This window comes from Streptomyces viridosporus (genome assembly GCF_002078235.1).
Classification (GTDB): domain Bacteria; phylum Actinomycetota; class Actinomycetes; order Streptomycetales; family Streptomycetaceae; genus Streptomyces; species Streptomyces viridosporus.
The window spans coordinates 1-8,165 of the sequence record NZ_MSGP01000225.1 but is presented as its reverse complement, the minus strand read 5'-3'; the positions used below and the strand labels follow the sequence as shown (position 1 = coordinate 8,165).

Here is an 8,165-nt window from a genome sequence, read left to right as displayed (position 1 = left end):
CCCCACCCTCCCTTACATTGGGGCACGTTGTGACCAAACGGGCGGATCGAGCATACCACCCTAATAGCCTGATTCCAGGCGGTGCAGCCGGAACACCGCGGCGTCCAGGTCGCCGCGCAGACCGGTGCGCAGACCGTGGTGNNGACTCCGCAGCCGGAGCGCGGGGACGGGCTCCCCGTAGTGCTGCGCCTGGAGGCAGGCGAGGACGACGGTCTCGTCACCGAGGACGTACTGCACCGCGCTCAGCCCGCCCTCCGGGGCGCGCAGCCGGTACAGGTCGCCGCGCTGGACGACGGGCCGGATCTCCTTGTAGAGCGCGATCCACTCCCGCGCCTCGGCCCGTTCCTCCTCGCTCCAGCGCATGAGGTCGCCGCCGATCCCCAGCACCCCGGCCATGGCGCTGACGAACCGGAGGCGCAGGGAGCTGGTCCGCCCGTTCAGCATGGTGTTCGGGCTGTCGGTGACCCAGGCGGCCATGACCCGCGCCGGGTGGATCTGGCTGAAGCCGTGCTGGATCGCGAGCCGGTCGAGCGGGTCGGTGTTGTCCGAGGTCCACACCTGGTCGACGCGGCGGAGGATGCCGAGGTCGATCCGCCCGCCGCCGCCCGAGCAGGACTCGAAGGCCACGCCCGGGTGGGCCGCCCGCAGCCGGTCCAGCAGGGCGTACAGGGCGTGCACGTGCTCGGTCCACAGCCGCTGCGGATACGGGTCGCCGGGCCAGCCCGCGTCGGTGAAGCAGCGGTTGAAGTCCCACTTCACGTAGTCGATCGGGGCGCCGGCGAGCAGCTCGTCGAGCTGTTCCCAGAGGTACTCCTGCACGTCGGTGCGGGCGAGGTTGAGGACGAGCTGGTTGCGGAACTCCGTACGGGTGCGCCCGGGCTGGAACTGCACCCAGTCCGGGTGGGCGCGGTACAGGTCGCTGTCCGGGTTGACCATCTCCGGCTCGACCCAGATGCCGAACCGCATGCCCAGCCCGTGCACATGGTCGGCGAGCGGTTTCAGACCGCCGGGGAAGCGGTCGGGGTTGGGCGTCCAGTCGCCGAGTCCGGCCCGGTCGCCCGTACGGGCCCCGAACCAGCCGTCGTCGACCACGAACAGCTCGACGCCCATCGCGGCGGCCCGTGCCGCGAGCGCCCGCTGCTGCTCCTCGGAGATGTCGAACCCGGTGGCCTCCCAGGAGTTGAACAGCACGGGCCGGTCCCGGTCCGGGTCCGGGATCACGTGCGCCCGCTGGTAGGCGTGCCAGGCGCGGCTGGCGCCGCCGAAGCCGCCGTCGCTCCACAGGGCGGCGAAGACCGGGGTGACGTGGGTCTCGCCCGTGCCCAGCATCAGCAGGCCCGAGTCGTCGTGCCCCGCGCCGCCGGTGATCTGCACGCGTGCGTCGGGGAGCCGGGCGACCGCGATCCGCCAGGAGCCCGACCAGCCGAGGGCGCAGCCGTAGACCTCGCCGCGCTCCTCGGTGGCGTCGGTGTCGAGCGCGACCCACGGCAGGTGCTGGTGTCCGGTGTGGCCGCGGCGGCTGCCGACGACCACCTCGCCGTGGTCGAGCGGGGAGCGGATCAGCCGGGACTCCGCCGCCCAGCGGCCGTGCAGCCGGGACAGCCGCCAGTGCGCGCGGTCGGGCAGGGTCCAGGCGGCGGAGTCGGCGCGCAGCACCTCGACGGCCGGCCCCCGGTTGTCGAAGGTCACCCAGCGCTCGATCACGTCGTCGCGCATCCGGTAGTGCAGGGTCACGGTCAGCCCGCCGTCGCGGAAGCGGAGCCGGAGCTCGCCGTCGTCGCTCTCGTGGCCCGCGAAGGCCCACTCGGTGCCGCGCCGCTCGCGCGTGCGCACGGACAGGGCGGGGCGGACGAAACGGGGGCCGCCCTCGACGGGGTACTCCTCGCGTCCGTCCAGCGGGGACTCGAACGGCCGGTAGTCCGGCAGCGGGCGCCGGGCCAGGGCCCGGGCGTCGGCGAGCGCGATCCGCGGGCCCCAGTGCAGGTGCACCAGCTCGTCGCGGTCCGTCAGGTGGACCGCGTAGCTGCTCGTCGGCCCCGACAGGAGCCACGTACGACCGTCCTGCGACACCTCCGGCACCGCTTCCCCCCACGGACTCGCACGGACACGACCGGATACCGACATCATCGAGGTCGCCGGGGCCACCGGCAATGCCCGTGGACACCTCATCGGCCCGGGCGGCCGTGTCGTATCGTCGGGGGACGCCCGTCGACGAGCCTCGCCGGCGGCGCCGAGTGGGAGGAGCCCTACGTGACGCAGCAGGTCCCGTCGACCGAGCCCGAGCTGGCCGGCGTGCGCAACTTCCGCGACGTGGGCGGACTGCCGACCGCGGACGGCCGGCGGGTGCGGCACGGGGTGCTGTTCCGCAGTGGCCATCTCGCCCACGCGACCGAGGAGGACACCGCTTTCCTGTCCTCCCTGGGGCTGCACACGATCTTCGACTTCCGCAACGCGGCCGACCAGAAGCTGGAGGGGCCGGACGTCGAGCTGCCGGGCGTGCGCAATGTGAACCTGCCGCTGAGCGACCCGGCCGACGGCGCGGAGTTCTGGAGGATGGTGCGCGACGGCGACCTGGACCAGCTGCGCTCGATCCTCGCGGACGGCAAGGGCGCGCACCGGATGATCGCCTCCTACCGCACGACCATCCGGCAGCGCACCGCCGAGCACTCCCGGGTGCTGCACGCCCTCGCCGAGGACAGCGTCCCCGTGCTGATGCACTGCGCGGCGGGCAAGGACCGGGCGGGCCTGTCGGTGGCGGTGACGCTGCTCGCGCTGGGCGTGGAGCGGGACGCGATCTTCGACGACTACCTGAAGTCCAACGCCACCCACCGGCGCTACAAGGTGCGCCGCAGCAGCAGCTCCGCCTCGGCCTACTCCCCCGAGGTCATGGAGCTGCTCAGCCCGCTGTTCGACGCGCGCGCGGAGTACCTGTCGGCCGCGCTGGAGACCGTCGAGGAGACCTGGGGCGGTGTGGACCCCTACCTCGAGACGGCGCTCGGGATCACCCCCGGAGTCCGGGAGCGGCTGCGCGAGCGCCTGCTCGACTGAGCCCGGCGCCCGCTACTGCTGCGCGCCGACCTTGAACAGCATGTAGAGGAAGGCCCCGAGACCGTGGCACACCACGACGTAGACGAAGAGCCTCACCCACAGGGCGCGGGGGAATTTCTCCTCCAGTTTCCTCTTGGCGTTCATGGCTCTTCTCCGTGGGTCGGGCCCAGGCACAGCGTGGCCGTGGGACTCTGCAGCAGGGTGTGGACGAACAGGAGATCGACCCCGTCGGGATCGACGGCGGCGATGCGGTGCGGGGTCAGCGAGTCGAAGTGCGCGCTGTCGCCCGGGCCGAGCCGGTGCAGGCTGTCCCCGAGGCGCAGCCGCAGCCGCCCCTTGAGGACGTACAGCCACTCCTCGCCGGGGTGGACGCGCACGATGTCGCCCTGGGAGCCGTGCGGCACGCGCACCCGCAGGGCCTGCATGCCGCGCCCGGGGGCGCCGGCCTGCCAGTACGTCCAACCGCCCGCGGCCGTGGGCTCCATGTCGGTGGCGCGCACCACGGCGTCCCGGCCGGGCGCCGCCTCGCCGAGCAGTTCGGAGACCGTCGTACCGTAGGTCCGGGCGAGGGAGAGCAGCATCGGGAGCGAGGGCTGGCGCTGCCCGGTCTCCAGCCGGGAGAGGTGCGCGGGCGACAGACCCGCGTCGCGGGCGGCGGCCTCCAGCGTCAGGGAGGCCCGCCGCCGCAGGGCGCGCAGTTGCGGCGCGACCACGGGGAGCTCGCCGGCCGGCGGCTCCGTCACGGAGGGGCTCATGCCCTCCATTCAGCCGGACATTTACCCCTGAGGCAATTTTCTTGCCTGAGAGGCAAGCGCCGCCGGACCGGTCCTAGCGGTGGGCGACCGCCTGCTTCACCAGCGTCCTGCCGAACTCCCACACCAGGCCGCCGTCGTGCGCGTCGTCCATCACCGCGGTGAAGGCGTCCACGAACCGGTCCACCTCCCGCTCGCCGATGATCAGCGGCGGGATCAGTTTGATCACCTCCATGTGGTCGCCGGAGACCTGGGTGAGGATCCGGTGCCGTTGCAGCAGCGGTACGACCACCATCTGCGCGAAGAGCCCCTTGCGGGCGGCCTGGAGCATGGCCCAGCGGCCGCGCAGCTTCAGCGACCGGGGCCGGCCGAACTCGATGCCGATCATCAGGCCCCGGCCCCGGACGCCGGCGAGCAGCTCGTACTTCTCGGTCAGCGCGGCCAGCCGGGTCCTGAGCAGTTCCCCGGTGCTCCGGGCGTTCGCGACGATCCGCTCGTCCTCCATGACCGACAGCACCGCGAGGCCCGCCGCCATCGCCTGGGCGTTGGCCCCGAAGCTGGCCGAGTGGACCAGCACCCGGTCCATCGACGAGTAGACCTTCCGGAAGATCCAGTCCCGGCCGAGCGTGGCGCCCACCGGAACGTACCCCCCGGAGAGCGCCTTGGCCACGCACACCAGGTCCGGCTCGACCCCCTCCTCGTGCTGGTGGGCGTAGAAGGCACCGGTCCGCCCCAGACCGGTCTGCACCTCGTCGGCGATCAGCAGCGCCTTGTGCCGGTGCAGCAGCTCCTGCGCGGCGCGCAGGTAGCCGGGCGGGGCCTCGTGGACGCCCTTGCCCTGGATCGGCTCGACGATCAGCGCGGCGACGTCCCCCTTCCGCAGCTCCCGCTCCAGCGCGTCGAGGTCACCGAGCGGTACGGCCGTGTCGGGCAGCAGCGGGGCGAACCCGTCCCGGAAGCCGGACTCGCCGTTGACGGACAGGGAGCCGGTGGTCAGGCCGTGGAAGGCGTGCTCGCAGTACAGGACGCGCGGCCTGCCGGTCGCGTACCGGGCGAACTTCAGCGCGCCCTCGACCGCCTCCGTACCGCTGTTGCCGAAGAAGACCCGGTCCAGGTGGGGGCTGTGCGCGAGCAGTCTCTCGGCCAGCAGCCCGGGCAGCGGCTGGCAGTCGAAGCGGGTGAGGTCGGCGAGGGAGGCGTCCAGGACGTCGTGCAGCGCCCTGCGGACCACGGGGTGGTGCCGGCCCAGGCCCATCACCCCGAACCCGGCGAGCATGTCCAGGTAGTCGTTGCCGTCCGCGTCCCAGAAGTAAGCGCCCTCGGCACGCTCGTAGACCTTGTCGAAGCCGATGGTGCGCAGCATGCGCGGGAGCTGGTGGTTGAGGTACTGGGTGTGCAGCTCGTAGCGCTCGGCTCCGCGCTCGGCCAGCAGCGCGCCGAGGTCGAAACTCTCCGTCCGCGACGGCTCCGACGCGGACTTGGCGGTGGTCATGCCTGGTGCTCCTGTGGGTCCGGTGACTGTTTCGGGGCTTCGGCCCCCACGGCGAGGCTCGCGCTGATCCGTCCGGCGACCTCGACGGGGGTCAGGCCGATGTCGGCGAGCACCTCGCCGCGCTTGGCGTGCGCGAGGAACTGCTCCGGGATGCCGAACCGCCGCACGGGCACGTCGACCTCGGCGTCCCCCAGCGCCAGCGCCACCGCCGAACCGACGCCGGCCGCCCGGCTGTTGTCCTCGACGACGGCCACCAGGCGGTGCCGGGCGGCCAGTCGGGGCAGGGCCGGGTCGACGGGTTTGACCCAGCGGGGGTCGACCACGGTGCATCCGATGCCGCGCGCCTCGAGCAGTTCGGCGGCCTGGAGGCAGACGGAGGCCATGACGCCGACGGCGACCAGCAGCACCTGGGGAGCGTCGGCGCGGTGCAGCACGTCCAGGCCGCCGACCCGGTCGAGCGCCGGGATCGCCGGTCCGGCGGACTCCTTCGGGAACCGCAGCAGGGTCGGCGCGTCGTCGACGGCGACCGCCTCGCGCAGCTGGGCGCGCAACTGGTCGGCGTCGCGGGGCGCGGCGATGCGCAGGCCGGGGACGACCTGGAGGACGGAGAGGTCCCACATGCCGTTGTGCGAAGGACCGTCGACGCCGGTGACGCCGGCCCGGTCCAGTACGAAGGTGACCCCGCAGCGGTGCAGCGCCACGTCCATCAGCACCTGGTCGAAGGCGCGGTTGAGGAAGGTCGCGTAGACGGCGACGACCGGGTGCAGCCCGCCGGTCGCCAGGCCCGCCGCGGACACGGCCGCGTGCTGCTCGGCGATGCCGACGTCCCACACCCGGTCCGGGAACCGCTCGGCGAAGGCGCCCAGGCCGACCGGATGCAGCATGGCGGCGGTTATCGCCACCACGTCCTCGCGCTCCTCCCCGATCCGGACGATCTCCTCGCCGAACACCGAGGTCCAGGACGCTCCGCCGGACGGCGCGAGCGGCGCGCAGGTGAGCGGATCCATGACGCCGACGGTGTGGAAGTGGTCCTCCTCGTGGGCGAGGGCCGGTTCGTAGCCCCGGCCCTTCTCGGTGAGGCAGTGGACCAGGACGGGGCCGTGGAAGCGCTTGGCGCGGCGCAGCGCGGACTCCACGGCCTTGATGTCGTGGCCGTCGATGGGGCCGACGTACTTCAGGCCCAGGTCCTCGAAGAGGCCCTGCGGGGCGAACGCGTCCTTGAAGCCCTTCTTCGCGCCATGCAGGGCCTCGTAGACGGTGGGGCCGACCACGGGGGTGCGCTGCAGTACGTCCTTGCCCCAGGCCAGCACGCGTTCGTAGCCGTCGGTGGTGCGCAGGGCCGCGAGGTGGTTGGCGAGGCCGCCGATGGTGGGCGCGTAGGAGCGCTCGTTGTCGTTGACGACGATGATCAGCGGGCGGTCCTTGGCGTCGGCGATGTTGTTCAGCGCCTCCCAGGCCATGCCGCCGGTCAGCGCGCCGTCGCCGACCACCGCGACGACATGGCCCTTCTCCCCCTGCACCCGGCGGGCCTTGGCGAGCCCGTCGGCCCAGCCGAGCGCCGTGGAGGCGTGGCTGTTCTCGATGACGTCGTGCTCGGACTCCTCGCGCGAGGGGTAGCCGGACAGGCCGCCCTTGCCGCGCAGCTTGGAGAAGTCCTGACGGCCGGTCAGCAGCTTGTGGACATAGCTCTGGTGGCCGGTGTCCCACAGGATGCGGTCGGTCGGCGACTCGAAGACCCGGTGCAGGGCGACGGTGAGTTCCACCACCCCCAGGTTGGGTCCGAGATGACCGCCGGTCCTGGCGACCGCGTGCACCAGGAACTCTCTGATCTCATGGGTCAGTTCGCCGAGTTCCGCCTCGGACAGCGCCTTCAGGTCCTGTGGTTGCCGGATGCTCTCCAGGATCGTCACGCTCGGGCCCCCTTCGGTTCCGTGCCGTTCGGCTCGTGGTCCGTTCAGCTCACGGTGACGGCCGGTTCCCCCGACGCCACGCCGTCCTTCTCCATCTGCTCGGCGATCTTCATCGCCTCCTCGATCAGCGTCTCGACGATCCTCGACTCGGGCACGGTCTTGATCACCTCGCCCTTCACGAAGATCTGCCCCTTGCCGTTGCCGGAGGCCACCCCCAGATCGGCCTCCCGGGCCTCGCCCGGGCCGTTCACCACACACCCCATCACCGCCACCCGCAGCGGCACGTCCATCCCGGTCAGCCCCGCGGTGACCTCCTCCGCCAGCCTGTAGACGTCCACCTGCGCCCGCCCGCAGGACGGACACGAGACGATCTCCAGACCCCGCTGCCGCAGGTTCAGCGACTCCAGGATCTGGATGCCGACCTTGATCTCCTCCACCGGCGGCGCCGACAGCGACACCCGGATGGTGTCCCCGATGCCCTCGGACAGCAGCGCGCCGAAGGCCACGGCCGACTTGACCGTGCCCTGGAAGGCCGGGCCCGCCTCGGTCACGCCCAGGTGCAGCGGGTAGTCGCACCGCTCGGCCAGCTGCCGGTACGCCTCGATCATCACCACCGGGTCGTTGTGCTTGACCGAGATCTTCAGGTCCCGGAAACCGTGCTCCTCGAACAGCGACGCCTCCCACAGCGCGGACTCCACCAGCGCCTCCGGCGTGGCCCGGCCGTACTTCTGCAGCAGCCGCCGGTCCAGCGACCCGGCGTTGACCCCGATGCGGATCGGCGTGCCGCGCTCCCCGGCCGCCCGGGCGATCTCCCGCACCTGGTCGTCGAACTTCTTGATGTTGCCCGGGTTCACCCGCACCGCCGCGCAGCCCGCCTCGATCGCCGCGAACACGTACTTCGGCTGGAAGTGGATGTCCGCGATCACCGGGATCTGCGACTTGCGCGCGATCACCGCCAGCGCG

General features: G+C 72.3%; 7 protein-coding genes. 1 reads left to right on the top strand and 6 read right to left on the bottom strand.

Translation table 11 applies throughout. The annotated features are described in order from the left end of the window. Positions 1 to 60: 60 nt before the first annotated feature. Positions 61 to 2,124, bottom strand: coding sequence for an alpha-galactosidase (locus B7L92_RS16840; RefSeq protein ID WP_438363999.1), 2,064 nt, complete (start codon positions 2,122 to 2,124; stop codon positions 61 to 63). A 126-nt stretch (positions 2,125 to 2,250) separates the two neighbouring features. Between B7L92_RS16840 and B7L92_RS16835 the strand changes: the two genes are divergently transcribed. Next, positions 2,251 to 3,048: a tyrosine-protein phosphatase gene (locus B7L92_RS16835; RefSeq protein ID WP_081238417.1), complete on the top strand. Its 798-nt coding sequence runs from the start codon at positions 2,251 to 2,253 to the stop codon at positions 3,046 to 3,048. Positions 3,049 to 3,060: 12 nt separating this feature from the next. Here B7L92_RS16835 and B7L92_RS16830 read toward each other — a convergent pair whose 3' ends face one another. The 5 genes from B7L92_RS16830 to ispG all read right to left on the bottom strand — a co-directional run. Further along, positions 3,061 to 3,192, bottom strand: a complete 132-nt coding sequence (locus B7L92_RS16830) for a DUF6126 family protein (RefSeq protein ID WP_081238416.1) — start codon at positions 3,190 to 3,192, stop codon at positions 3,061 to 3,063. Continuing rightward, a complete protein-coding gene (locus B7L92_RS16825) occupies positions 3,189 to 3,803 on the bottom strand; it encodes a helix-turn-helix domain-containing protein (RefSeq protein WP_081238419.1) in 615 nt (204 codons plus the stop codon). Before B7L92_RS16825 ends, B7L92_RS16830 begins: the two co-directional genes overlap by 4 nt. 73 nt (positions 3,804 to 3,876) lie before the next feature. After that, complete coding sequence (locus B7L92_RS16820) at positions 3,877 to 5,292, bottom strand: aspartate aminotransferase family protein (RefSeq protein ID WP_081238415.1); 1,416 nt, start codon at positions 5,290 to 5,292, stop codon at positions 3,877 to 3,879. After that, positions 5,289 to 7,202, bottom strand: coding sequence for a 1-deoxy-D-xylulose-5-phosphate synthase (gene dxs, locus B7L92_RS16815; protein ID WP_081238414.1), 1,914 nt, complete (start codon positions 7,200 to 7,202; stop codon positions 5,289 to 5,291). The genes B7L92_RS16820 and dxs overlap by 4 nt, the downstream gene beginning before the upstream one ends. Before the next feature lie 44 nt (positions 7,203 to 7,246). Then, positions 7,247 to 8,165 (bottom strand): flavodoxin-dependent (E)-4-hydroxy-3-methylbut-2-enyl-diphosphate synthase (ispG, locus tag B7L92_RS16810; RefSeq protein ID WP_081238413.1); only part of this gene is annotated, 919 nt, incomplete at its 5' end.